This window comes from Paenochrobactrum sp. BZR 201-1 (genome assembly GCF_044987585.2).
GTDB classification, from domain to species: Bacteria; Pseudomonadota; Alphaproteobacteria; order Rhizobiales; family Rhizobiaceae; genus Paenochrobactrum; species Paenochrobactrum pullorum.
In genome coordinates this window covers 247,802-269,646 of sequence record NZ_JBJDRZ020000005.1, presented here as the reverse complement: position 1 = coordinate 269,646, position 21,845 = coordinate 247,802, and the positions used below count along the sequence as shown (strand labels likewise).

General features: G+C 49.7%; 21 protein-coding genes. 12 read left to right on the top strand and 9 right to left on the bottom strand.

From position 1 onward, the window contains the following. Positions 1-66: 66 nt before the first annotated feature. Positions 67-1,710 carry a chaperonin GroEL gene (groL, locus tag ACI0FR_RS03955; protein ID WP_374829579.1) on the top strand — a complete coding sequence of 548 codons (1,644 nt, stop codon included), beginning with the start codon at positions 67-69 and terminating at the stop codon, positions 1,708-1,710. Between the two features lie 506 nt (positions 1,711-2,216). On the opposite strand, the gene ACI0FR_RS03950 is transcribed toward groL, so the two are convergent. Beyond that, positions 2,217-2,609 (bottom strand): winged helix-turn-helix transcriptional regulator, encoded by a 393-nt coding sequence (locus ACI0FR_RS03950; protein WP_404906490.1) that lies wholly within the window; start codon positions 2,607-2,609, stop codon positions 2,217-2,219. A gap of 181 nt (positions 2,610-2,790) precedes the next feature. Here ACI0FR_RS03950 and ACI0FR_RS03945 point away from each other — a divergent pair, with 181 nt between their 5' ends. The 5 genes from ACI0FR_RS03945 to ACI0FR_RS03925 all read left to right on the top strand — a co-directional run bounded on the left by ACI0FR_RS03945 (position 2,791) and on the right by ACI0FR_RS03925 (position 7,281). Then, positions 2,791-3,351, top strand: a complete 561-nt coding sequence (locus tag ACI0FR_RS03945) for an NADPH-dependent FMN reductase (protein WP_374829575.1) — start codon at positions 2,791-2,793, stop codon at positions 3,349-3,351. Positions 3,352-3,468: 117 nt separating this feature from the next. Then, positions 3,469-3,717 carry a hypothetical protein gene (locus tag ACI0FR_RS03940; protein ID WP_374829573.1) on the top strand — a complete coding sequence of 83 codons (249 nt, stop codon included), beginning with the start codon at positions 3,469-3,471 and terminating at the stop codon, positions 3,715-3,717. Positions 3,718-3,852: 135 nt separating this feature from the next. Further along, complete coding sequence (gene fumC / locus ACI0FR_RS03935) at positions 3,853-5,253, top strand: class II fumarate hydratase (RefSeq protein WP_404906491.1); 1,401 nt, start codon at positions 3,853-3,855, stop codon at positions 5,251-5,253. A 143-nt stretch (positions 5,254-5,396) separates the two neighbouring features. Then, complete coding sequence (locus ACI0FR_RS03930; RefSeq protein ID WP_374829569.1) at positions 5,397-5,810, top strand: DoxX family protein; 414 nt, start codon at positions 5,397-5,399, stop codon at positions 5,808-5,810. A 229-nt stretch (positions 5,811-6,039) separates the two neighbouring features. Beyond that, positions 6,040-7,281: a sugar MFS transporter gene (locus ACI0FR_RS03925; protein WP_404906492.1), complete on the top strand. Its 1,242-nt coding sequence runs from the start codon at positions 6,040-6,042 to the stop codon at positions 7,279-7,281. Positions 7,282-7,331: 50 nt separating this feature from the next. Here ACI0FR_RS03925 and hisG read toward each other — a convergent pair whose 3' ends face one another. From hisG to ACI0FR_RS03905, 4 genes are all read right to left on the bottom strand, one after another. Beyond that, on the bottom strand, positions 7,332-8,033 hold the full coding sequence (hisG, locus tag ACI0FR_RS03920) for an ATP phosphoribosyltransferase (protein ID WP_404906493.1): 702 nt from the start codon (positions 8,031-8,033) through the stop codon (positions 7,332-7,334). Continuing rightward, on the bottom strand, positions 8,030-9,154 hold the full coding sequence (locus ACI0FR_RS03915; RefSeq protein ID WP_404906495.1) for an ATP phosphoribosyltransferase regulatory subunit: 1,125 nt from the start codon (positions 9,152-9,154) through the stop codon (positions 8,030-8,032). The genes hisG and ACI0FR_RS03915 overlap by 4 nt, the downstream gene beginning before the upstream one ends. A gap of 4 nt (positions 9,155-9,158) precedes the next feature. After that, complete coding sequence (gene hisS / locus ACI0FR_RS03910; protein WP_404906496.1) at positions 9,159-10,670, bottom strand: histidine--tRNA ligase; 1,512 nt, start codon at positions 10,668-10,670, stop codon at positions 9,159-9,161. Positions 10,671-10,804: 134 nt separating this feature from the next. Then, positions 10,805-11,470 (bottom strand): DNA-3-methyladenine glycosylase I, encoded by a 666-nt coding sequence (locus ACI0FR_RS03905; protein WP_404906497.1) that lies wholly within the window; start codon positions 11,468-11,470, stop codon positions 10,805-10,807. A 190-nt stretch (positions 11,471-11,660) separates the two neighbouring features. Here ACI0FR_RS03905 and ACI0FR_RS03900 point away from each other — a divergent pair, with 190 nt between their 5' ends. Then, positions 11,661-11,801: a hypothetical protein gene (locus ACI0FR_RS03900; RefSeq protein ID WP_374829557.1), complete on the top strand. Its 141-nt coding sequence runs from the start codon at positions 11,661-11,663 to the stop codon at positions 11,799-11,801. A gap of 23 nt (positions 11,802-11,824) precedes the next feature. On the opposite strand, the gene glcF is transcribed toward ACI0FR_RS03900, so the two are convergent. The 3 genes from glcF to ACI0FR_RS03885 are packed head-to-tail and all read right to left on the bottom strand — an operon-like array spanning position 11,825 to position 15,859. Next, positions 11,825-13,126 carry a glycolate oxidase subunit GlcF gene (gene glcF, locus ACI0FR_RS03895; protein ID WP_404906498.1) on the bottom strand — a complete coding sequence of 434 codons (1,302 nt, stop codon included), beginning with the start codon at positions 13,124-13,126 and terminating at the stop codon, positions 11,825-11,827. 3 nt (positions 13,127-13,129) lie between these two features. Further along, a complete protein-coding gene (glcE, locus tag ACI0FR_RS03890) occupies positions 13,130-14,350 on the bottom strand; it encodes a glycolate oxidase subunit GlcE (protein WP_404906499.1) in 1,221 nt (406 codons plus the stop codon). Positions 14,351-14,362: 12 nt separating this feature from the next. Continuing rightward, a complete protein-coding gene (locus ACI0FR_RS03885) occupies positions 14,363-15,859 on the bottom strand; it encodes an FAD-linked oxidase C-terminal domain-containing protein (protein ID WP_404906501.1) in 1,497 nt (498 codons plus the stop codon). A gap of 246 nt (positions 15,860-16,105) precedes the next feature. Between ACI0FR_RS03885 and ACI0FR_RS03880 the strand changes: the two genes are divergently transcribed. Together ACI0FR_RS03880 and ACI0FR_RS03875 are read left to right on the top strand one after the other, a co-directional pair. Beyond that, positions 16,106-17,044, top strand: a complete 939-nt coding sequence (locus ACI0FR_RS03880) for a LysR family transcriptional regulator (RefSeq protein ID WP_374829549.1) — start codon at positions 16,106-16,108, stop codon at positions 17,042-17,044. A gap of 22 nt (positions 17,045-17,066) precedes the next feature. Further along, positions 17,067-17,876, top strand: a complete 810-nt coding sequence (locus tag ACI0FR_RS03875; RefSeq protein WP_404906502.1) for an FCD domain-containing protein — start codon at positions 17,067-17,069, stop codon at positions 17,874-17,876. A gap of 25 nt (positions 17,877-17,901) precedes the next feature. On the opposite strand, the gene ACI0FR_RS03870 is transcribed toward ACI0FR_RS03875, so the two are convergent. Beyond that, a complete protein-coding gene (locus ACI0FR_RS03870) occupies positions 17,902-18,042 on the bottom strand; it encodes a hypothetical protein (RefSeq protein WP_404906503.1) in 141 nt (46 codons plus the stop codon). 405 nt (positions 18,043-18,447) lie between these two features. Between ACI0FR_RS03870 and ACI0FR_RS03865 the strand changes: the two genes are divergently transcribed. The 3 genes from ACI0FR_RS03865 to ACI0FR_RS03855 all read left to right on the top strand — a co-directional run bounded on the left by ACI0FR_RS03865 (position 18,448) and on the right by ACI0FR_RS03855 (position 21,794). Then, complete coding sequence (locus ACI0FR_RS03865; RefSeq protein WP_404906504.1) at positions 18,448-19,182, top strand: 16S rRNA (uracil(1498)-N(3))-methyltransferase; 735 nt, start codon at positions 18,448-18,450, stop codon at positions 19,180-19,182. 127 nt (positions 19,183-19,309) lie between these two features. After that, the gene (locus ACI0FR_RS03860; RefSeq protein ID WP_374829541.1) at positions 19,310-20,683 is read left to right on the top strand and encodes a glutamate--cysteine ligase; all 1,374 of its coding nucleotides are present in this window, start codon (positions 19,310-19,312) and stop codon (positions 20,681-20,683) included. Between the two features lie 157 nt (positions 20,684-20,840). Then, positions 20,841-21,794, top strand: a complete 954-nt coding sequence (locus ACI0FR_RS03855) for a LysR substrate-binding domain-containing protein (protein ID WP_404906505.1) — start codon at positions 20,841-20,843, stop codon at positions 21,792-21,794. Positions 21,795-21,845 lie beyond the last annotated feature (51 nt).

The following is a 21,845-nucleotide window of genomic DNA, read 5'->3' as shown; positions in this document are numbered from 1 at the left end:
TATCCGGCAGCTAAGATATTCGATTTAACCACCAATCTGACCGGGACAATTCCCAGGAGATATAAAATGGCTGCTAAAGAAGTAAAATTCGGTCGTTCAGCGCGCGAAAAAATGCTGCGCGGCGTCGACATCCTTGCAGATGCTGTAAAAGTAACGCTCGGCCCTAAAGGTCGTAACGTTGTTATCGACAAGTCTTTCGGTGCTCCACGCATCACTAAAGACGGTGTATCGGTTGCTAAAGAAATAGAACTTGAAGACAAGTTTGAAAATATGGGCGCACAGATGCTGCGCGAAGTAGCTTCGAAAACCAATGACACAGCTGGTGACGGTACAACAACCGCTACCGTTCTGGGTCAGGCCATCGTTCAGGAAGGCGCAAAAGCTGTTGCTGCCGGTATGAACCCGATGGATCTGAAGCGCGGTATTGATCTGGCAGTTACCGAAGTTGTTGCCAACCTTATCGGCAAAGCCAAGAAGATCAACACGTCTGAAGAAGTTGCTCAGGTTGGCACCATCTCAGCCAATGGTGAAGTTTCAATCGGCCAGATGATTGCTGATGCGATGCAGAAAGTCGGCAACGAAGGCGTTATCACTGTTGAAGAAGCCAAGACTGCTGAAACAGAGCTCGAAGTCGTTGAAGGTATGCAGTTCGACCGCGGTTACCTGTCACCATATTTCGTAACCAACCCTGAAAAGATGGTTGCTGATCTGGAAGATGCCTACATCCTTCTGCATGAAAAGAAGCTTTCCAACCTGCAGGCACTTCTGCCGGTTCTCGAAGCTGTTGTTCAGACCTCCAAGCCACTCGTCATCATCGCTGAAGACGTAGAAGGCGAAGCACTGGCAACTTTGGTTGTTAACAAACTGCGCGGCGGCCTGAAAATTGCTGCTGTTAAGGCTCCAGGCTTTGGTGATCGTCGTAAGGCAATGCTTGAAGATATCGCTATCCTCACCGGTGGTCAGGTTATCTCCGAAGACCTCGGCATCAAGCTGGAATCTGTCACGCTCGACATGCTCGGCCGTGCGAAGAAAGTTGCAATCAGCAAAGAAACCACCACAGTCGTTGACGGTGCAGGTGCAAAAGCTGAAATCGAAGCCCGCGTTGGCCAGATCAAGCAGCAGATCGAAGAAACCACTTCCGACTACGACCGTGAAAAACTGCAGGAACGTCTTGCTAAGCTTGCTGGCGGCGTTGCAGTTATCCGTGTTGGCGGTGCCACAGAAGTTGAAGTGAAAGAACGCAAAGACCGCGTTGACGATGCTCTGAACGCAACCCGTGCGGCTGTTGAAGAAGGTATCGTTGCTGGTGGTGGTACTGCACTTCTGCGCGCTTCTGCAAACATCACTGTAAAAGGCATCAATTCTGATCAGGAAGCTGGTATCAACATCGTTCGTCGCGCTTTGCAGGCTCCTGCTCGTCAGATCACCACAAACGCCGGTGAAGAAGCATCCGTTATCGTTGGTAAAATCCTCGAAAATGCTTCTGAAACCTTTGGTTACAACACTGCAACCAACGAATATGGCGATCTGATCAAAGCTGGTGTTGTTGATCCGGTTAAGGTTGTTCGTACCGCTCTTCAGAACGCAGCTTCTATCGCTGGCCTGATGATCACCACCGAAGCTATGATTGCTGAACTGCCGAAGAAAGACAGCGGCATGCCAGCAATGCCAGGTGGCGGCATGGGTGGCATGGGCGGCATGGACTTCTAAGAAGTCCATAAAGCACGCCCATGAACTAAAAATCCTGCACCGCTTGGCGGTGCGGGTGGCGGCATGGACTTCTAAGAAGTCTTCCCGAGCATTTCATAGCACAGGCGCTCGCGCCTGTGCTATGAAATGCGGCCAATAAATAGAAAAGCCTCTGAGGAATCAGGGGCTTTTTTTATGTCTATGATTCTAAAATGAATTTTTGAACTTGCTGATAAACCACCACGCAAAGTTGCTAAAAAGATTTCAATACGCGTTTCATGATCCGTTGTTAACACTCACGTTACTATGAATAATAGCTTCCTCAAAGAAAATCAGAAACTTTACGCATTCCCAAAGAGTTGCAATTGCACAGATTTATAAAACATGCTCAATCTTTTGAGTGAGATATGTACATATATGAATTTCCCACCCCCCCACTTTTATGGGAAGTTCAGTCTCACATTGGAAAGACGGGCCTTAAGTGCCTGTCTTTCCTTTTTTTTCAATAAATCTAACGCATCAAAACCTTATTCAGCCGCTTGTGCCAATTCAGGATTATGCACTGAATCATATTGCAAACGAGCGTTTTTAACCCGCTGCTCATTGGCAATCGCCCATGCGCTCAATGCCCGCACCGGTACGAGCAAATCACGCCCCAAATCAGTCAGCTGATATTCCACCTTCGCAGGTACACCCGGATAAACGGTGCGCAGCACAAAACCATCACGCTCTAATGAGCGAAGCGTCGTGGTCAGCATTTTTTGGGATATGCCCGTTACCGTGCGTTTAAGCTCATTAAAGCGCATTGGTCCATTGCCGAGATAGCTCACGACGAGCACTGTCCATTTGTCGCCAACGCGTGATAAAATCTCCGTTACGGCGTGACAGGCAGGCGTGGCTTTAAATACTTCAGGTTTCAAAAAAGTGCCTCCTTGCCGTGATATATAGGTTACTTATATAGAGTAAGTATCTGATAGTTACCAGTAGTAATCTGCTGTCTCAAACCGTCAGACTGATACCAATTTCCCATTTAACGCATTGAAGATTGAAGTCACAATCAAACTCCTTCCGCAATGCAAGGCATCGACAAAGAGGTTTTAAATGAGCAAGCTTAAAGTCGCCGTTATTATTGGCAGTACCCGAACCGAACGTTTTGCACCAACACCTGCAAAATGGATTGCAGAAATTGCTGAAAAACGTCCTGATCTCGAAGTCGAAGTCATTGACGTTGCAGATTATCCAATGGGTTTTTATGGCGATCCGGCAACCACAGAAGCGCAGAATCAGGCAGCAGAAAACTGGAAGACCAAACTGCGTTCATTTGATGCCTATGTGCTCACTGTTGCCGAATACAACCACGCACCAACCGGTGTTTTGAAAAACGCCATCGATCACGGCGACTGGATCAAAAAGCCAATGGGCTTTGTCGGTTACGGCGGTGTCGGTGGCGCGCGCGCTGTTGAACATTTGCGTCAGATCGCGGTTGAAATGACCTCCATGTCTGTAAAAACCGGCGTTCATATCTTGTTTCCGGAATATCTCGCCGTTGTAAAAGGCGAAAAAACACTCAACGAATTTGCCCACCTCAATGATGCAGCAAACACCATGCTGGATCAGCTGGAATGGTGGGGTTCAGCTCTTAAAGACGCCCGCCAAAAGTAATATCTAAATAAAATATAATAAAGCAAGCCGGATAAAGTACTTCAATTTGCAGTGAACCGGCTTGCTCTTCACATTTTCTACCTTATGTTCATGATATGAGTCTGAAGGAGAGAATGCATGCGCAAAGAACACCCTATCAGCACAGCCCCGCAAGACGGTACCAAGATTTTGGTGCAGTGGATGGATGAAGACGACCAGATCAACGAGTCGGTCGCACAATTTCGCGCTTTGGATAAGCTTAAACTGAGCGGCGGAGACTGGGATGAAAATGACACCGGCTGGTGGATTTTCACCGACAGCAAAACCCAGAAAAAAATCGAACCGGTTTTATGGATTATCGAGGATGAGGATGAACAAGAGGCCTGATCCCAAGCGGCTTTCTGATACTCTTTCTCCGCCTGTCCATCTTGGTTTTAAATTCTCATGCGATGAAACCGGCGCATGTAGACAATCCCATCTGATCTTTCCCATCTGATCTTTGATGAAAAACGGAGTTCCGGAATGACTGCTACCCGCGTTGAAACCGATAGTTTTGGTCCGATTGAAGTTGCTCGGGATCGATATTGGGGCGCACAAACCGAACGCTCATTGCATAATTTCAAAATTGGCGGCGAGCGCCTGCCCTTTCCCCTCATCCACGCGCTCGGCATTGTCAAACAGGCTGCCGCCGAAACCAATATGGAGCTTGGCAAACTTGATCCGGTGTTAGGTCGTGTCATCACCATCGCCGCTGCCGAAGTCGTCAATGGTGATTTTGATGACCATTTTCCGCTCGTTGTCTGGCAAACTGGTTCCGGCACCCAATCCAATATGAATGCCAATGAAGTGATTTCCAACCGTGCCATCGAACTGATGGGCGGCGAGATGGGTAGCAAAAAACCGGTGCACCCTAACGATCACGTCAATATGAGCCAGTCTTCGAATGATACATTCCCGACTGCCATTCACATTGCAACAGCGATGGAAACGGTCAACAAGCTGCTGCCTTCGCTTGCCTATCTGACCAAGCATATCAAAGACAAAGAAAACGCCTTTGCAGAGATCATCAAGATCGGGCGTACCCATACGCAGGATGCAACACCCGTTACTCTGGGTCAGGAATTTTCCGGCTATCGTGCAGCACTTGAATATGCCGAACACCGCATCAAACAGAGCCTTGAAGATGTGATGTTGTTGGCACAAGGCGGCACTGCGGTTGGTACCGGTCTCAATGCGCCGGAAGGTTTTGACACCGGTTTTGCCGATGCTGTCTCAACTATTACCGGATTGAGCTTCAAAACCGCACCTAATAAATTCGAAGCGCTCGCCAGCCACGGCGCTATTGTGCAATTTCACGGTGCGCTCAATGCATTGGCGGCTGATCTGTTCAAAATTGCCAATGATATCCGTTTTCTTGGCTCCGGCCCCCGCTCCGGTCTTGGCGAATTAAAATTGCCGGAAAATGAGCCGGGTTCGTCCATCATGCCGGGCAAAGTCAACCCGACACAAGCGGAAGCCCTGACCATGGTTGCCACCCAAATTTTCGGCAATAATACCACCGTCACCATTGCCGCCAGTCAGGGGCATTTCGAGCTCAATGTTTATAAGCCTGTGATTGTTTTCAATGTCTTGCAATCAATTCGCCTGCTCACCGATGCCATGCGCTCGTTTGCCGACAATTGTGTAGCAGGTATTGAAGCCGATGAAGCTCGCATTCAGGCACTGCTTGAACAATCATTAATGCTGGTCACAGCGCTTGCTCCGGCAATCGGTTATGACAATGCAGCCAAAATTGCTAAAACTGCCCATGTCAACGGCACAACGCTGCGACAAGAAGCATTGAAAAGTGGCCATGTTTCTGAAAGCGATTATAATCGTTTAGTGCGTCCTGAAGATATGCTGGCGCCAACATCAAAAAAATGAGATAATTTGCATATGCAGCGCGGATTTCAACTTTAAACCGCGCTGTGTCGTTCACCAAATGGATACAATCAGTCGACCAAGCACTGACTTTTATGGACAGCATACAAGGTGTATTGAATCTGTAATTACAAACGGAGATACCTATGTCATTCCAAAGTGAAACTGCAAATTCCAATCTCAACAGCCTAGCTGTTCTTATCGGCCGTATTTTTATTTCCATCCTGTTTATTCTTGCCGGTTGGGGCAAACTCACCGCAATCACCGGTACAGCAGGTTATTTCGGTTCTTTAGGTTTGCCAATGCCAACTGTCACTGCAGTTCTGGTTGGCTTGATTGAGTTTCTTGGCGGACTTGCCATTCTGGTTGGCTTCCAGACCCGCATCGCTGCCATCATCGTTGCACTCTTTACCATCGGAACAATTCTGGTGGCTCATATGGATTTTTCCAATGGCCTCAATGTCATGATGGCACAAAAAAATCTGGCAATCGCTGGCGGTCTTCTCGCACTTGCAGCCTATGGAGCAGGCAGCTATTCCGTTGATGCCAAACTGCGCTAAACTAAAAATATTATTTCATTCTAAAAAGCCGTGCCTTAACAGCACGGCTTTTTAGCATTTACTTATATAAAAAATAGAATTATTTTAAAGATTATTAATAGCGCATTGGGCCGATTAATTTTATTTCATACTCAGCTTTTCACCCATTGGCTTATGCCTGTTTTTATTTTTTTAAATACCCATACCGCCTTCAGGGCACAGTTTTTAATTTATTTAATAAGAGATTATTATGGCTCTTTCACCGGCTTCACAGGGTCAGTTCAATGCTGGTTCCCCAATTCATGAAAATTACACTTCGGCGCTTTCCAGTTTAGCGGCGTTGTTCTTTTTATTCGGATTCATCACCTGTCTGAATGATATTCTGATACCGCATTTAAAAGGCGTTTTTCAGCTCAATTATACGCAGACAATGCTGATCCAATTTTGTTATTTCGGCGCTTATTTCATCGTATCCGTACCCGCCAGCACCTTAATAAGCCGTATTTCTTACAAATGGGGCATTGTAGTTGGCTTGCTGATGGCTGCCATCGGTTGTGTCTTGTTCATTCCCGCAGCCTCCTACCATGTCTATGAGCTCTTTTTAGGCGCACTCTTTGTGCTGGCTTCCGGTGTCACTATTTTACAGGTTGCAGCCAACCCTTATATTACCATTTTGGGAACAGCAGAGACGGCTGCAAGCCGCTTAACTTTAACACAAGCCTTCAACTCGCTCGGTACGACCATCGCACCATTTTTCGGCTCTTATCTGATTTTGTCTGCTGCCGTATCGGATGCAGAAACTGCCGCATCCGCCGATAGTGTGCGCTTTCCGTATCTGCTGCTCAGCCTTGCATTAATGCTTCTCGCCATCGTTTTTGCGGTGCTGAAACTGCCTGACGTACGCCGCAAAATTGAAGTGCAACATGTCGATGAAGGGTCGGCATGGCATTATCCTCATCTGCTCTTGGGCACAATCGGCATTTTTCTTTATGTCGGTGCCGAAGTCAGCATTGGCAGCTTTTTGGTCAATTTTCTGGCACTGCCGGATATTGCAAATCTGCCTGAAACAAATGCTGCCCATTATGTCTCATTTTATTGGGGCGGCGCGATGCTTGGCCGTTTTATCGGTTCAGCTGTCATGCGCTATGCCGATAGCCGCAAAGTGCTTGCCTTCAATGCTTTCATGGCGATTACACTTCTACTGGTCACCGTGCTGACCAATGGCTCAGTTGCCATGTGGGCGGTTTTATCGATTGGATTATTCAACTCAATCATGTTCCCGACCATTTTCAGCCTTGCCGTTTATGGTTTGGGTAAACATACCAGCCAAGCATCCGGCGTTTTATGTATTGCTATTGTGGGCGGCGCAATTGTGCCCCTCATGCAAGGCGTACTAGCCGATTATCTCGGTGTGCATCTCGCCTTTATCATGCCTATTGTCTGCTATCTTTATATTGCTTATTACGGCTTGATCGGCAGCAGGCCTGCATAAACAAAAAAAGCCGGTCATAACTGACCGGCTTTTTGTTTTATATGAATAAATCAGCCAATATTGGCCAAGCCCAGGCGAATACGCGCAATCACATCCTGAACACGTGGATGATCAATATTGCGACGCGCAGCCACCAGACAGGCTTGTGATCGCAAAATAACGCCATCTTCCAGCACTTTGAGCTTATTCGCACGCAAAGTGGAGCCGGTCGAGGTAATATCGACAATCATATCAGCCGAACCTGCCGCAGGCGCACCTTCGGTGGCACCCAAGCTTTCCACAATACGATAAACCTGAATGCCGTGTTTTTGCGAAAAAAACTGCTGGGTCAAACGCCAATATTTGGTGGCAATACGCAGACGACGTCCATGACGCTGGCGAAAATCCGCAGCCACATCATCAAGGTCAGCCATGGTGGTCACATCGCGCCACACTTCCGGCAGCGCCACCACCACATCCGCATGACCAAAGCCCAGCGGTACTTCAATGCTCACCCGTTCATCAGCATGTGCCAAAGTTTCGCGGATCAGGTCTTCACCGGTCACACCAAGATCAACCGCACCATAGCCAAGTTCACGTGCGATTTCGGAAGCCGACAAAAACAAAATGTCGAGATCATCCACACCTTCAACGCGCGCACGATAGCTGCGGTCATCGGTCGGCAAAATGACCTTGAAACCGGCGGCACCGAGAATTTCCAATGATTTTTCTTTTAACCGCCCCTTGGACGGCAATGCTAAAACCACACTCATAACGGCTCTCCGGCAAGTTTGCGCAACCGGTCAAGCCAGATAGAAAACCCAACACCCGGAATTGGTTCACTGGCACCCAGCATGGTCAGCAAACGGTCATAACGACCGCCACCGACAATCACCTGCTCTTCGCCATCTGCCGTATGGCGGATTTCGTAAACAAGGCCGGTGTAATAATCAAGCGGACGACCAAAGGAGGCATCATAAATAAGCTTGTCAGTATCAATGCCGCTGGAGGCAATGGAACGCGCACGCGCTTCAAATTTCTGGATTGCCGATATCAAATCCAGATTATGATCAGCCGCAAAAGCGCGTAATGTAACCGTTGCCACATTGAGCGAGGCACGAATATCCAAGAAACCTTGCAAAGCAGCCAAGGCAGCCGCTGGAAATTTAATGGCAGCCAAATCTTCTTTTTCAATCAGGCGACGAGCAATTTCGGCAGGGGTGCGTCCGCCCGAGGGCGAAATTCCGGCCTCCTGCATTTCCAGTTCCAGCACTTGCGCCAATCCTGCTTCATCACCCTCTGCGATAAGAGCCATGATATTGTCAGGCAACTGATCCTGCGGTTGGGGTGCTGATAAATCCGCCAAAGTTGCCGCCAGACCTTTTTCATCACCAAAAGCACGTAACAGCTTTTTACGCCAGCCTTGCGGCAGGCCGAGTGCCTTCACAAGCGCTGCAAAAACCGCCTGATCGCCTAGCACAATGTCGAATCTTACATCAGGAGCAGCTGCTTTAACGCAAGCCAGCGCATCGGCAATAGAGCGCGCATCGGAGGCCGCTTCATCAGCGGCGCCCAAATCTTCAATGCCAGCTTGCAAAAATTCGCTCGCACCATCACGGCGCTGGCGGAACACTTCGCCCAGATAAGCGTAACGCTTTGGTGTGGCGGCATTCAAAGCAATATGATTACGGCAGACGGGTATCGTAAACTCCGGTCGCAAGCACAGACTGTCACCATTCTCATTTTCAGTGAGAAAAATACGTCTGCGCAAATCTTCACCCGCCATATCCAAAAACGGATCGGCAGGCTGGATCAGCGGAATGGATACCAGATCCGCTTCCATGCTTGTCAGCGCGGAAGAAAGACCACGAATAAGAGAAGAATTACCCGTCATGCGATTAACTCAAACCTTTCGCGCGGTCTTCTGCTTGAGCGGCCAAGATTTTTTGAACCTCGGCTACCAAATCCGGCTCTTTGACAGTGACCTGAGCCGGACGGCTGGCGCGCCACTCTTCATTGCTTTCAATCTCACCGGAAAGGCGCTTGCCTTCGATCAGATCTTTAATCTGCACTTCGCCAAGTGCGCGCTCATCACCACCTTGAATGATCGCAAGCGGCGAATTGCGCCGGTCTGCATATTTCAACTGATTTCCGAATTTCTTCCAATTGCCCTGATACATCTCGGCGCGGATACCCGCATCACGAAGGCTCTGGGTAAATTTCTGATAATGGCCCAAGCTTTGCGCATCACCATCCATGACGGTGACGAGAACCGGTGCAATGGTCTCTTCCTGTCCAAGCTGCCCAAGATTCTTCAAAGCGGTCATCAAACGTGACACACCAATGGAAAAACCGGTTGCCGGAACAGGCTGGCCACGGAAGCGCGACACCAGACCGTCATAACGGCCACCGCCGCCAACGGAACCGAATACAACTTTTTCACCTTTTTCATTAGTGACATCAAATTGCAGTTCGGCTTCATACACAGGGCCGGTATAATATTCGAGACCGCGCACAACCGACGGATCGATTTTCACGCGCCCCTGATAGTTGCCAGCATCAAAAAGTGCCTGCATTTGAGCAAGCTCTTCAACGCCTTCAACACCGCGGGCATTGCCTTCAACCACTTTGCGCAAATTAGTGATGGTTTCTTGGCCGTCTTCACTGCCTGCTGCGGTAAATTCGAGCACTTTGGCAATCGCTGCCGCATCCAGTCCGGCACCTTTGGTAAAGTCGCCCGATTCATCACGGCGGCCCTCGCCGAGCAGCAGCTTCACGCCTTCTTCGCCGAATTTATCGAGCTTATCGACAGCGCGCAGCACGTTAAGGCGGCGATTTGCATTTTCATCACCGGCCAAGCCAATGGCTTCCAACACACCGTCGAGCACTTTGCGGTTGTTAACGCGGATAACATAATCACCACGTTGAATGCCCAAACGCTCCAGCGTATCGGCAGCCATCATGCACATTTCCGCGTCAGCCGCGACACCCGGCGCGCCAACTGTATCGGCATCAAACTGCATGAATTGACGAAAACGGCCAGGCCCCGGCTTTTCGTTGCGGAACACCCAACCGTTGCGATAGGTACGGAACGGCAGTTGAATTTCATTGAAATTTTCGGCGACATGACGGGCAAGCGGCGCGGTCAGATCATAACGCAGCGACAGCCATTGTTCATCATCATCTTGGAGCGAAAACACGCCTTCATTCGGGCGATCCTGATCAGGCAGGAACTTGCCCAGCGCATCGGTATATTCCACCAGCGGTGTTTCGATCGGCTCAAAGCCATATAATTCATAGACAGAACGGATAGTCGCCAGCATCTTTTCGGCAGCGCGCAAATCCTCCGGCACCCGGTCAACAAATCCACGTGGCAAACGCGCTTTCATTTTAGCGGTTTTATCCGTCATATCTCATGCCCAATCACTGGTTATTACTTAATTATCGCGGCGCAGTGCCGATTTTCCCTGTCCGTTTCCTAACCGATCAAAACCGGTGCGGCAAGGGTACTTATCGTCAATTAACTATACAAAGCTGGCATCAATCAAGCGACAGGACGCTTGAACGCCGCTCGCATAGCATCAATCTTGTCGCGGCAATGGCAACCATCAATATGATCATTGATCATCCCCATCGCTTGCATGAAAGCATAAACCGTTGTCGGCCCCACAAATGACCAGCCACGTTTCTTCAAATCTTTGGAGATTTTCGTCGAAGTCGCCGAGGTCGGATTGGCAATGAGCGTCGGGTAATCCATCACCTCAGGACGGTCTTTTTCATCCGGCTCAAAGCTCCAGAAATAAGCAGCCAACGAGCCTTTTTCCGCAACCAGTTCAATCGCGCGTTTGGCATTGTTGATGGTAGAGCGGATTTTGCCCTGATGGCGGACAATACCTGCATTGCCCAGCAACCGCGTCACATCATCTTCACCATAAAGCGCAATCTTTTCAAAATCGAAACCATCAAAGGCAGCGCGGAAATTTTCACGTTTGCGCAAAATCGTCAGCCATGACAAACCGGACTGAAAACCTTCCAAACAAATCTTTTCAAACAGGCGCTGATCGCTATCGACGGGATGCCCCCATTCATGATCATGATAATGGAGATAATCAGGCAGTGTTCCCGGCCAGAAACAACGAATTTTCTGGTCTTCACCTTTAATAAGTCCGGCTGCTAAGCCGTTCCCGCAGGTCTGCACACTATCACTCACGGACTACACCTTCAAAAATCACCATTTTAAAATCTTTTTAACCACAAATCATAAGATCAGGCTAACTACAATTCGCAAACTTGCTGATTATTTAAAATTTCACATCAGATCGCACAAAGACGTTTACTATTCGGTTGGGTTTATCAGCGATGATCATGTGATTACATCAGTGCTTTCAGGATTTACCCTCATGCAGCCAAGACATCTTTTATTAATCGCTTCAGTCTTTGCAGTCAGCGTTTCTGCGGTTTCGGCAACAGCTGTTCTGGCCAGTGCCACAACACAAACGGCACAGGTCGTGAAAATCACAACCCATGCCGCTCAGCATTAATATTTTAACTTTTATCGCCTGAATTAAGCCGCCAAAGCACTCAGTTCCACCGGCTTTGGCCCGCCATATGCCCAGTCGAGTAGCTCGACAGTGTGCACAATCGGCAAACCAGTGCCGCCCGCAATCTGTGTCATGCAACCAATATTACCTGTGGCAATCAAAGCTGCACCGGATGCTTCAATATTTCCCACTTTTCGTGTCCGTAATTTCGCGGCAATTTCCGGCTGCATAATATTGTAGGTTCCGGCGGAACCACAGCACAGATGCCCTTCCAATGGTTCGCGCACTTCAAAGCCTGCCTGCACCAGCAAATCTTTTGGCTGACGGGTAATTTTCTGCCCGTGCTGCATCGAACAGGCCGAATGATAAGCAACGCTTAAAGCTTTCGGGCTTTCCGGCTTCGGCAGTTCGAGCGTCACCAAATATTCGGTAATATCTTTGGCGAGTGCCGAAACGCGTGCAGCTTTTTGCGCATATTTTTCATCCAGACGCAGCATATAACCGTAATCTTTAATAGTGGTACCGCAGCCAGAAGCGGTGATGATGATGGCGTCCAAGCCGCCTGCTTCAATCTCGCGTGTCCACACATCTACATTATGGCGCGCCTGTTGCAGCGCTTCTTCTTCGCGCCCCATATGATGCACCAATGAGCCGCAGCAGCCCTCGCCCTTCGGCATCACCACTTCAATATTAAAACGCGCGAGAAGGCGTAAAGTCGCTTCATTAATGCCAGGTTTGAGCACCGGCTGGGCACAACCGTTTAAAATCGCCACACGTCCACGGCTCTGTTGCGGCTTTACAGGCTCAAGCGTAGATTTTGGCGCGATTTCAGAGGGTGCCAAGCGCAGCATCGCTGCATAAGGTTTCAGTGCATCGAATTTATCAAACACAGGCGCCAAAGGGCGGCCAAGCTTTGCCATGCGTAGTGCCAAACGGAAACGCGCCGGATAGGGTAGAATTTTCGCCAAAATACCGCGTGTGATGCGGTTCATCAACGGGCGTTGATAGGTCTTTTCAATATGGGCGCGCGCATGATCAACCAGATGCATATAATTAACACCGGACGGACATGTGCTCATGCAGGAAAGGCAAGACAGGCAACGATCGACATGACGCACGATTTCCTCATCCGCGTCACGGCCGTTTTCCAGCATGTCTTTGATCAAATAAATACGACCACGCGGACTGTCCAACTCATTACCAAGCGTCACATAGGTCGGGCAAGTGGCGGTACAAAAACCGCAATGCACGCATTTGCGTAAGATTTTTTCTGCTTCATTCACTGCCGGATCAAGCAATTGTTCAGGGCTGAAATTCGTCTGCATATTTTAAGCTCCAGCCTGATTTTCAAACGGATAGATACGACCCGGATTGAGAATACGCTCGGGGTCAAATTGCGCCCGCAACCGCTCACTCAGCAGTGCCATAGCTTTTGGCTGCGGCTCAAAAACGTCAACACTCTTGCGCATCTCTTCAGTGCCACGCACCAAAGTGGCGTGACCGCCACCATATTTGGCAATCAGTTTACGCAATAATACGGCTTCCGGATCAGCTTCCATACGAAGCCAGGCCAAGCCGCCCTGCCAGTCATAAAAAGCATCAACGCCAGTGTGAAGGCGCAGTTCCGCGACCATTTGATGCGCCATCATCGGCGTCATCGAAACCCGCCAAACCGCGCGTAAGCCTTTATCAACGAAGGGCAAAACATCCCTGATTTCACGCCAAAGCGTGACGGATTGTGCTTCATCCAGCACTTCTATTTCACCGCCAAGCAGATCTTGCAGCTGCTTGCAACGATGCTTGACCGATGGTGCAAAGCCTTCAAGCCGCAAGACGGTGGCGGATTTTGCGCCCAAAGCCCCATCTAAAAACCGCCAGACAACACTGACCGGCAAATGCGCGGCAGATGCGACTTCCTCGCATGAGCCCATCGCCATCGCCATGATTTTTGCGGCTTGCTCATCATCCAGCCCACGCACCGCCAATGTGGCAAATGTTTCCGGCACCGGAAGCACCTTAAATGTCACTTCAGTCAATGCCCCCAAAGTGCCCCAAGAATTGGCCATGCCTTTGGAAAGGTCATAACCGGTTACGTTTTTGACCACACGACCACCGGATTTAAACAATTCAGCACGGCCCGATACCACCCGCACACCCAAAATATGATCGCGTGCCGAGCCTGATTTGATACGGCGCGGGCCGGTCAGATTGGTGGCCAGCATGCCGCCAATGGTGCCTTTTCCCGAAGGCTGCCCCAGCAAAGGGCCATAATCCATCGGCTCGAATTGAAATGATTGATTGTTTTGCGCAAGCAGGGCTTCAATCTCTGTCAGTGGTGTGCCAGCCTTGGCGCTGATCACCAGCTCATCCGGCTCATATAAAGTGATGCCGGTAAGGCCGGACATATCCAGCACATGCTCGGTGCTGATCACGCGGCCTTGCGCCCGTTTAGAGCCTTGGCCGATAATTTCCAGTGTTTCGCCCGTGCCGACAGCATGGCTCACTGCTTCAATAACCGCGGCTTCGTCTTGAGGATGAAAAATCGTCATAATTATCTCGGTTCAAAAACGCGGTAAATCAGGAAATGCCAGTTTACCACGATGCACATGCATGCGGCCAAGCTCGGCGCAGCGGCGCAATTGCGGAAAAACCTTGCCCGGATTGAGCAAATGTTTTTCGTCAAATGCGCATTTCACCCGCATCTGGTGATCCAGATCAATCTCGTTGAACATTTCCGGCATCAGGTCACGTTTTTCAACACCCACGCCGTGCTCACCGGTCAACACACCGCCAACCTTGACGCAAAGGCGCAAAATATCAGCACCGAATTCTTCGGCTGCCTGCAATTCACCCGGAATATTCGCATCATATAAAATCAGCGGATGCAGATTGCCGTCACCGGCATGGAACACATTGGCGACACGAAGCCCGTGACGTTCTGACATTTCACGCATACCAGCCAGCACTTCCGGCAAAGCTTTGCGTGGAATCGTGCCATCCATGCATAAATAATCCGGCGAAATACGTCCGACCGCCGGAAAAGCCGCCTTGCGCCCTGCCCAGAACGCATTGCGTTCTTCTTCGGAGCGTGACAGCTGACAGGTGGTAGAGCCATTACGCTGTGCAATCGCTTCCACCATTTCAATCAGATAATCGACCTCAACCGGTGGCCCGTCGAGTTCCACAATCAGCAGCGCTTCGACATCGAGCGGATAGCCGACTTTAACGAAATCTTCTGCGGCTTTAATCGCTGGACGATCCATCATTTCCATGCCGCCAGGAATAATACCGGCACCGATAATTTCTGCGACACAGACACCCGCCTGCTCGCTGGATGGAAAGCCGATCAATACCGCGCGTGCCACTTCCGGTTTTTGCAAAATCCGCACCGTGACTTCTGTCACTACACCCAGCAAACCTTCCGATCCGGTCATCAGCCCCATCATATCATAGGCTTCGCTATCCAAATGCTTACCACCGATACGAAGCACTTCACCACTGATCAACACAACTTCAAGGCCGAGCACATTATTGGCGGTCAGGCCATATTTGAGACAATGCACACCACCAGAGTTTTCAGCAATATTGCCACCGATAGAACAGGCAATCTGGGAGGATGGATCAGGCGCATAATAAAAGCCCTCATGCTCCACCGCTTTGGTAATCCCTAAATTGGTGACACCGGGCTGCACAACAGCGACGCGGTTAGGGTAATCGACCTGCAAAATGCGATTGAACCGCGACATCACCAACAGCACCGCATCACCCAATGGCAATGAGCCGCCGGAAAGCGAGGTGCCAGCGCCACGCGGTACAACACGGATCGTATTTTCATAGCAATAGCGCAAGATTTGCGACACTTGCTCAACCGTTTCCGGCAAGACCACCACTAAAGGCAGTTGCCGATAGGCGGTCAGTGCGTCGCTTTCAAAAACGCGCATCGCATTGGTGCTGTCAACTACACCTTCTCCCGGTACAATCGCACGCAAAGCTGCAATAATTTCATCGCGTCGCGCCATGACCTTTTCATCAAGCGCAGGCATTACCAATCCACTCATGAGAGCCTCCTCACGCCAAAGTGCATTTGGCACGCTCGCCGTCAAGTGGTAAATTAATTTTACCAGCGGACAAACTGCCTCACTCCCCTATAGAAAAAGCAGTTTAGCCTGTTGCACGTCACATGAAAACCGGATGACTTGCACTCAAAGGAGGATTAAGTTTACATCTGACCCAATGTTATATTGAAAATGAGTTATCTTGAGCTGCACCAACGAGCGTAACCTTTAAAATCCTGACGGAGCAAAATGAGCAATCTGGCTGATATGGAAATTTTTGCGCGTGTTGTTTCCAGCGGCAGCATGTCGGCGGCGGCGCGCGAGTTGAGCCTTTCACCCGCCGTTGTTTCCAAACGCCTCAGCCGTTTGGAAGAAAGACTGGGCACACGTCTGTTGCAGCGCACCACACGCCAGATTGCCCTGACCGAGGCAGGACAGGGTTATTATGAGCGGATTTTAGGTATTCTCGCCGGCATTGAAGAGGCAGAAGATTTTGTGGCGCGGCGCTCACAAGATGCGCGCGGCACATTGAAAATCTCGGTTCCCACCTCTTTTGGCCGTATGCATATTGCCCCGCATCTCGAACCCTTCATGCGGGGAAATTCCGACCTCACCATCAATATGATGCTGTCGGATGAGTTGGTAGACATTGTAGGCGACGGCTATGATCTAGCCATCCGCATTGGTGAACTCTCCGATTCGACCCTTGTGGCACGAAGGCTCGCACCTGTTACACGCATTCTTGTGGCCTCACCGCATTATATTGCAACCCACGGAATGCCGCAAACGTTTGATGATCTTGGTCAGCATTCTTGTTTGGCACCACACAATAATGAAGCCTGGCGGCTGGAAGGCCCCAACGGCCCTGTCGTGTTGCGCCCGTCCGGCCCGTTGCAAACCAATTCAAGTGAAGTAGTGCGCGAAGCGGTATTAGCTGGCATCGGCATTGCCCAGCGCTCCACATGGGATATCGGCCCCGAATTGGCGGCCGGCAAACTGGTGCAAGTGCTGCCCGCTTATACTGCCTCGCGCAATGTGGCGATCCATGCGGTTTATCCTTCACGGCAATTTTTGCCGGCCAAAGTACGTTTGTTTATTGATTATCTGGCAGAACTTTATGGCACGGTGCCTTATTGGGACAGCGGCATTTACCCCGAACACCACCAAAAACAAACGCCGTCCATATGATTTTCAAAGTAAAGCTTAATCCATGACAGAGACCAGCAGTCCCACGATCTTTACCACGATCAAATCGAGCAAAACCTCGGATGAGGTGGTGCGCCAGATCGAGGCGTTGATTTTGGAGGGCGTGCTGCGCGGTGGTGATCGGCTGCCCTCTGAACGCGAATTGGCGCTGCAATTTGATGTCTCGCGCCCGATTTTGCGCGATGCTTTAAAACAGCTGGAGCTTTCGGGTCTGGTTGTCACCCGTCATGGTGACGGCACTTCCGTTGCCAATGTTATCGGGCAAGTGTTCAGCGAACCGGTGGTCAAACTTTTTACCGCTCACCACAAGGCAGCCGTAGACTATCTGGAATATCGCCGCGAGATTGAAAGTATCGCCGCACAATATGCGGCGGAACGTGCCACCAGCGCCGACAAAGCTTTGCTCACCGATTTGATGGAGAGCATGAAAAAGGCGCATCTGGCAAAAGACTATGTTTGGGAAGCAAAACTGGATGTGGAGTTTCACAATGCTGTGGGTGAATGCGCCCATAATATTGTGCTCTTGCACACATTGCGCTCGTGCTACCAGCTTTTGAATGATGGTGTGTTTTATAATCGCAGCATCGTTTACGACAGTGCCGAATCATCCACCCGTCTGCTTAATCAGCACAAAGCGATTTATTTAGCCATTATGGCCGGAGACAAAGAAGCCGCCGCAAAAGCCGCTGCTTCACATATCAGTTTTCTGGAAGTGCAAATGGATAAAAAGCAGCGCGCCATGATGCGCGAAAGAACTGCCCAACTGCGCGCTCTGCAAAGAGGTGTCGCAACAGAAAGCCCTGTCACTGATTGAGTAAACAGGGCTTTTAAATCTTTAATTAATGGCGGTGTGAAACCGAAACGCCGTAACCGTCGCTGGAAACCTGATCGCCGGCATCAACGGAAAAAATGCCTGCTGCCATGAATAGAATACCGGAAAGCATCAATACGGTTACTAAAGTCGCATGTTTAACGGTCATATCTTCAAACTCTCGGGCATCAAGTCATATTTGGGGGATTTGGGCTTATCAAACACGATCACGACAACTGTTTTCATGACGCTTCGCCATCATGTTTGAAAAACCTATGAGCCAGTTACATCGCAAAAAGATTACCGGCAACTAAACGCCACACACTTATACCGTTGTTTGAGCCAGCTTGTCACAAATAGCAGGCAGCTGTGGCAAGCTTGCAACGAAAACAGCGCTGTTGAGGTTCATTTAATCTATCCTTTTTCATCACTCCCCTCACCATCGTGCCCATATTCAACATTTTTTAAAACCAGTACCACGTCAGCACCGCGCCTGTAGCATTATTGATTCCTTTTCATCCACATAAACAGTCACTCTTGACCTGCCCTCATGCTTTCTGCCATCGATGCTTTCATGAGAGCAAATTACAAAATGCAACGACTATATCTGGATGCCGATCTTATAGCCGATGTGGTTATTGAAGCGCCAACCGAAGCCGCCCATTATCTAACCCATGTGCTGCGCTTGAAAGCCGATGCGCAGGTGCTGGTTTTCAATGGCCGTGATGGTGAATGGAAAGCGACTCTTAAGCCTGAGGGTAAAAAGCGCTTGAATTTACACATTACCGAGCAAACGAGGACGCAGCCGGAAGCCTCAAAGCTCATTTATTGCTTTGCACCGCTCAAGCAAGGACGCCTTGATTATATGGTGCAAAAGGCGGTCGAAATGGGTGCGGGTGTTTTGCAGCCTGTCATTACCCAGCATACGCAAGTGCCAAAGCTTGGGCTTGATCGCATCAAAGCCAATGCCACGGAAGCGGCCGAACAATGCGGCAATTTAAGCTTGGCCGAATGCCGCGAAGCTTTGCGGTTTGATGCGTTTTTAGAACAATGGGACACATCAATTCCGCTGATTTTTTGCGATGAAGGGCACGAATCAAACAACCCCTTGCCCCAGCTGAAAACACTGCCGCGCGGAACTTGCGGAATTATTATTGGACCTGAGGGTGGTTTTTCGGAAAGCGAACGCCAATATCTGCATAACCAACCCTTTGTGACCTCAATCCCGCTAGGACCCAGAATTTTGCGAGCAGATACCGCAGCAGTTGCAGCTCTCACTCTTGTTCAGGCCGTTTTAGGTGATTGGTAAGCTATGCTTATTTTACAAGGTCACATTTTCCCGCAACACAGTGTTTATCCGAAATAGACTTGCTTGATCAGGCAAATGCGTCTTATCACTCAACTAATCGCATATATTAATTTAAGGATCGGACAGCATGGCGCGCGATACAACTGACGAGACAGCTATCTCGGGCGTTGAAGATTTAGCCCTTTATCTGGCTGACGGCTGCAAGCCGAAAGACAAATGGCGCATTGGTACAGAGCACGAAAAATTTCCGTTCTATGCTCAAGAAAACAGCCCCGTTCCTTATGAGGGCGATAAAGGCATCAAAGCGATTCTTGACGGCATGCAAGCCAAGCTTGGCTGGGAGCCGATCATTGACGAAGGTAATATTATCGGCCTCGTCGAGCCAACCGGTCAGGGTGCTATTTCACTGGAACCAGGTGGCCAGTTCGAGCTCTCCGGCGCACCGGTTTCGACAATTCACCAGACTTGCCGCGAAGTAAACGCGCATCTGGCACAGGTTCGTGAAATTGCCGAACCGCTCGGCATACGCTTTTTAGGAATGGGTGGCAGTCCGAAATGGACCTTGGCAGAAACCCCAGTCATGCCGAAATCGCGCTATAAAATCATGACCAATTATATGCCTAAAGTGGGAACACAAGGGCTGGACATGATGTACCGCACCTCAACCATTCAGGTAAATCTCGACTTCTCCTCCGAAACAGATATGCGCCGCAAGATGCAAGTTTCGATGAAACTGCAATCAGTCGCAACGGCTCTTTTTGCTGCCTCGCCGTTTACAGAAGGCAAGCCGAACGGCCTGCAATCGTGGCGCTCAGACATCTGGCGCGATACCGATAATCAGCGCTCCGGCGTTTTGCCTTTCGTCTTCTCAGAAAATTTCGGTTTTGCCGATTATGTCGAATGGGCGCTTGATGTGCCGATGTATTTCATCCTGCGTGATGGCCATTATCATGATTGCACCCATGTCACATTCCGCCAATTCATGAATGGTGCCTTGAAAGGTGAAGTCAGTGATCCCGTGCCTAATCAGGGAGATTGGGCAAACCATATTTCCACGCTTTTTCCTGAAGTCCGCCTGAAGCGCTTCCTCGAAATGCGCGGTGCCGATGGCGGGCCTTGGCGTCGTATTTGTGCGCTTCCGGCCTATTGGGTCGGGTTACTTTATGACGATGAAGCACTGGATGCAGCCGAGCAACTGACCAAAGACTGGACATATGAAGAAGTGCTGGCACTTCGCAATATTGTTCCGGCAAAGGGTATGCACAGCCCGTTCCGTGGTCACAAGCTGCAAGAAATCGCTCGGGAAACGCTGCAAATCGCCAAGCTCGGCCTGAAAAACCGCAATAAACTCAACAGTGATGGCTTTGATGAAACCTTTTTCATCGCACCATTGGAAGAAGTTATTGCACGCGGCAGCACCGAAGCTGAAAAAATGTTGGAGGCTTATAACTCTGTTTGGGGCGGCTGTATCGAACCGGTTTTTCTCGAATATGCCTATTAGGATACTGATTTAATAAATCGGTTCTATCTTCAGCAAGGCCAAGTAACTGATGCCCCGTTGCTTGGCCTTTGTCATGCTACATTTCGGCTCATTGATTTATCAAAAAAATAGATGGATTATCCGTCATTCATAATAATAAAAAACGGAATAATCATCGATGAATACTCCGCTCGATCTGGATCAGCTGCAAACCTTCATTGCTATTGCTGACAGCGGCAGTTTTACCCGTGCCGCAGAAACGATTTTCAAGACGCAGTCGGCCGTTTCCATGCAAATGCGCCGTCTCGAAGAGCGGATCGACAAGCCGCTTTTTGAGCGCGATGGCCGCAACAACCGTCTTACTGAAGACGGCCAGAAACTGTTGATCTATGCACGCCGCATGCTCCGTCTCAGTCAAGAAGCCATCGCTTCATTTGATGACCAACAATTGGAAGGCCATATCCGCATCGGCATGCCGGATGATTATGCCGACCGTTTTTTGCCTGAAATTATGGCGCGTTTTTCACGTTCGAACCCGCGCATCGAACTCTCTGTTGTATGTGAACCATCCATCAATCTTAATGAACTGATCAAAAAGGGTGAACTCGATATTGCGCTGGTTACACAATGCGATCAGGTACATCCATCAGAAATTTTACGCACCGAACCTTTATTATGGGTTTCTTCCGCCAGCCATAATATTCATGAAGCCGAAATATTACCATTAGCCGTCGGACGCACAACTTGCGTTTGGCGCCGCTCGGCCATTCATGCTTTGGTGGAAGCGCAACGTGATTACCGCATCTTGTTTACCAGCTGGTCTGCCAGTGTGCTTAGTGCCGCGGTTTTGGCAGGGCTTGCCGTGGCAGTCTTGCCGGAATGTGCACTGCGCCCAGGCATGCGTGTGTTGACTGAATCGGAAGGTTTCAACAGTTTGCCAAAATTCGGCATCGGCATTTTACGCGGTGCCAGCAAGCAAGCCGCCATTATGGATGCGCTGGTGCAACATATTGTGGCAAGCCTTGAAAGCATTACCGCTCCGCCGATTACGCCTTTGAATACAGAACGTCAGTTGGCCAATCATCAAAAGCAAAAGAAAAGCCATGTACAATATCTTGCTATAGATTGGTAAGTGAAACAGCATCGTGGCTTGACCTCCAGCCCTGAAAACTGACCAATAGAG

Excerpts from the sequence above, each read along its gene's own strand:
- hisS (WP_404906496.1), bottom strand. The coding sequence starts at position 10,670 with ATGACGGATAAAACCGCTAAAATGAAAGCGCGTTTGCCACGTGGATTT.
- ACI0FR_RS03945 (WP_374829575.1), top strand. The coding sequence starts at position 2,791 with ATGAGCAAGCTTAAAGTCGCCGTTATTATTGGCAGTACCCGAACCGAA.
- ACI0FR_RS03915 (WP_404906495.1), bottom strand. The coding sequence starts at position 9,154 with ATGACGGGTAATTCTTCTCTTATTCGTGGTCTTTCTTCCGCGCTGACA.
- ACI0FR_RS03925 (WP_404906492.1), top strand. The coding sequence starts at position 6,040 with ATGGCTCTTTCACCGGCTTCACAGGGTCAGTTCAATGCTGGTTCCCCA.
- ACI0FR_RS03855 (WP_404906505.1), top strand. The coding sequence starts at position 20,841 with ATGAATACTCCGCTCGATCTGGATCAGCTGCAAACCTTCATTGCTATT.
- ACI0FR_RS03930 (WP_374829569.1), top strand. The coding sequence starts at position 5,397 with ATGTCATTCCAAAGTGAAACTGCAAATTCCAATCTCAACAGCCTAGCT.
- ACI0FR_RS03870 (WP_404906503.1), bottom strand. The coding sequence starts at position 18,042 with ATGACCGTTAAACATGCGACTTTAGTAACCGTATTGATGCTTTCCGGT.
- fumC (WP_404906491.1), top strand. The coding sequence starts at position 3,853 with ATGACTGCTACCCGCGTTGAAACCGATAGTTTTGGTCCGATTGAAGTT.
- ACI0FR_RS03940 (WP_374829573.1), top strand. The coding sequence starts at position 3,469 with ATGCGCAAAGAACACCCTATCAGCACAGCCCCGCAAGACGGTACCAAG.
- groL (WP_374829579.1), top strand. The coding sequence starts at position 67 with ATGGCTGCTAAAGAAGTAAAATTCGGTCGTTCAGCGCGCGAAAAAATG.
- ACI0FR_RS03900 (WP_374829557.1), top strand. The coding sequence starts at position 11,661 with ATGCAGCCAAGACATCTTTTATTAATCGCTTCAGTCTTTGCAGTCAGC.
- ACI0FR_RS03860 (WP_374829541.1), top strand. The coding sequence starts at position 19,310 with ATGGCGCGCGATACAACTGACGAGACAGCTATCTCGGGCGTTGAAGAT.
- glcF (WP_404906498.1), bottom strand. The coding sequence starts at position 13,126 with ATGCAGACGAATTTCAGCCCTGAACAATTGCTTGATCCGGCAGTGAAT.
- ACI0FR_RS03865 (WP_404906504.1), top strand. The coding sequence starts at position 18,448 with ATGAGAGCAAATTACAAAATGCAACGACTATATCTGGATGCCGATCTT.
- glcE (WP_404906499.1), bottom strand. The coding sequence starts at position 14,350 with ATGACGATTTTTCATCCTCAAGACGAAGCCGCGGTTATTGAAGCAGTG.
- ACI0FR_RS03880 (WP_374829549.1), top strand. The coding sequence starts at position 16,106 with ATGAGCAATCTGGCTGATATGGAAATTTTTGCGCGTGTTGTTTCCAGC.
- hisG (WP_404906493.1), bottom strand. The coding sequence starts at position 8,033 with ATGAGTGTGGTTTTAGCATTGCCGTCCAAGGGGCGGTTAAAAGAAAAA.
- ACI0FR_RS03875 (WP_404906502.1), top strand. The coding sequence starts at position 17,067 with ATGACAGAGACCAGCAGTCCCACGATCTTTACCACGATCAAATCGAGC.
- ACI0FR_RS03885 (WP_404906501.1), bottom strand. The coding sequence starts at position 15,859 with ATGAGTGGATTGGTAATGCCTGCGCTTGATGAAAAGGTCATGGCGCGA.